The sequence below is a fragment of the Catellatospora sp. NPDC049609 genome, assembly GCF_040675365.1.
In the GTDB taxonomy this organism is placed as follows: Bacteria; Actinomycetota; Actinomycetes; order Mycobacteriales; family Micromonosporaceae; genus Catellatospora.
Window position 1 is genome coordinate 1 of sequence record NZ_JBFAOU010000422.1, and the last position, 2054, is coordinate 2054.

A 2054-nucleotide genomic window follows, 5' to 3' on the forward strand; every position below is an offset into this window, starting at 1 on the left:
ACGACCCCGAGGCGGGCCCCTGCGGCAACTGCGACCGCTGCGCCGCCCCCGCCTTCACCCCCGACGTCTCCGCCGAGGCCCTCCGCGCCGCGCACCCCCTCACCGGCACCCGCGTGCGGGTGAGGGGCCATCGCGGCACCTTCCCTACCTAGGAGAGCCACCATGCGCAGACTCCTGCGACCCGCCCTCGGCGCGGCCACCGCCGTCCTCGCCGCCCTCGCCGCCACGGCCTCGGCCAGCCCGGCCGCCGCCGCGGACGCCCCCTACGACGTGCTCGTCTTCTCGAAGACGGCCGGCTTCCGGCACGACTCGATCGCCGCCGGCGTCTCGGCGATCCAGTCGCTCGGCGCGGCCAACAGCTTCACCGTCACCGCCACCGAGGACGCCGCAGCCTTCACGACCGGCAACCTCGCCCAGTACGAGGCGGTCGTCTTCCTCAACACCACCGGCGACGTCCTCAACACCACCCAGCAGACCGCCTTCGAGTCCTACATCGGCTCCGGCGGCGGCTTCGTCGGCGTGCACTCCGCGGCCGACACCGAGTACGGCTGGTCCTTCTACGGCAACCTCGTCGGGGCCTACTTCGCCTCCCACCCGGCGATCCAGCAGGCAAACATCAGGGTCGAGAACCGGGCGCACCCGGCCACCGCCCACCTGTCGCCGACCTGGACCCGCACCGAGGAGTGGTACAACTACCAGACCAACGCCCGCTCCACCGCACGGGTGCTGGCCACCGTCGACGAGTCGTCGTACTCCGGCGGCTCCATGGGCGCCGACCACCCGCACGCCTGGTGCAAGACCTACAGCGGCGGCCGGTCCTTCTACACCGGCGGCGGGCACTCGCAGTCGGCGTACTCCGAGACGGCGTTCCGCAGCCACCTGCTCGGCGGCATCCGCTACGCCGCCGGCCGCGCCAAGGCCGACTGCCGCCCGGAGAGCGGCTACACCGCCCTCTACAACGGCTCGACCACCGGCTGGTCGCAGACCGGGCCGGGCAGCTTCAGCAACTCCGATGCCACCCTCACCTCCTCGGGCGGCATGGGCATGCTGTGGTACACCACCCGCGAGTACGTCAACTACTCGCTCAAGCTCGACTGGCGGGTGCCGGGCGACGACAACTCCGGCGTCGTCATCGGCTTCCCCGCCGGCAGCACCGCACAGGGCGCGCTGGACAACGGCTACGAGGTCCAGATCGACGCCACGGACTCCGCCGACCGGACCACCGGCGCGATCTACGCCCTGAAGTCGGCCGACATCGCCGCCCGCGACGCCGCGCTCAACCCGCCGGGGGAGTGGAACACCTTCGAGCTGCTCGTCGAAGGGGAGCGGCTGCAGGTGTTCCTGAACGGGTCGAAGATCAACGACTACACCAACACCAACCCGGCCCGGTCGATGGCCGGCTACATCGGCATCCAGAACCACGGCACGGGCGACGACGTCTCCTACCGCAACATCCGGATCAAGGACCTCGGCGGCACCCCGCCCACCGGCGACATCACCCGCCAGGCCGAGTCGTTCTCCTCCGCCGGTGGGGTCTCGGCGCTGGCCAAATCGGGCGCCGTCGGCGGCCAGGTCGTGGGCAACATCGAGTCCGGCGACTGGGCGGCGTACAACGGCATCGACCTGACCGGAAGCACCTCGTTCCGGGCCCGGGTGGCGTCCGCGGGCGCCGGCGGCACGATCCAGGTCCGGACCGGCTCGGTCACCGGGCCGGTGCTCGGCAGCGTCACGGTGCCCAACACCGGCAGCTGGACGAACTTCCAGAACGTCACCACGAGCCTGTCCGGCGTTCCGTCGAGCACCCAGAACGTGTACCTGACCTTCACCGGCCCGAGTGGCTTCCTCTTCGACGTGGATGAGTTCGTGCTGCTCAAGGGCACCACCACCCCGGGCACCGGTCCGGTCAAGGGGTTGGCGGGCAAGTGCCTGGACGTGCGCAACGGATCGTCGGCCGACGGGACGCAGATCCAGATCCTCACGTGCAACGGGGCCGCCGCGCAGACTTGGACGGTGTCCGGTTCGACGCTGCGGGCGCTGGGCAAGTGCCTGGACGT

1 protein-coding gene is annotated in these 2054 nt (G+C 71.1%); it reads left to right on the plus strand.

Going from position 1 to position 2054, the window contains the following annotated elements; genetic code table 11:
• Window positions 1-162: 162 nt before the first annotated feature.
• The coding region (locus AB0J67_RS40815; RefSeq protein WP_363491151.1) for a ThuA domain-containing protein at window positions 163-2054 on the plus strand (1892 nt) is incomplete at its 3' end.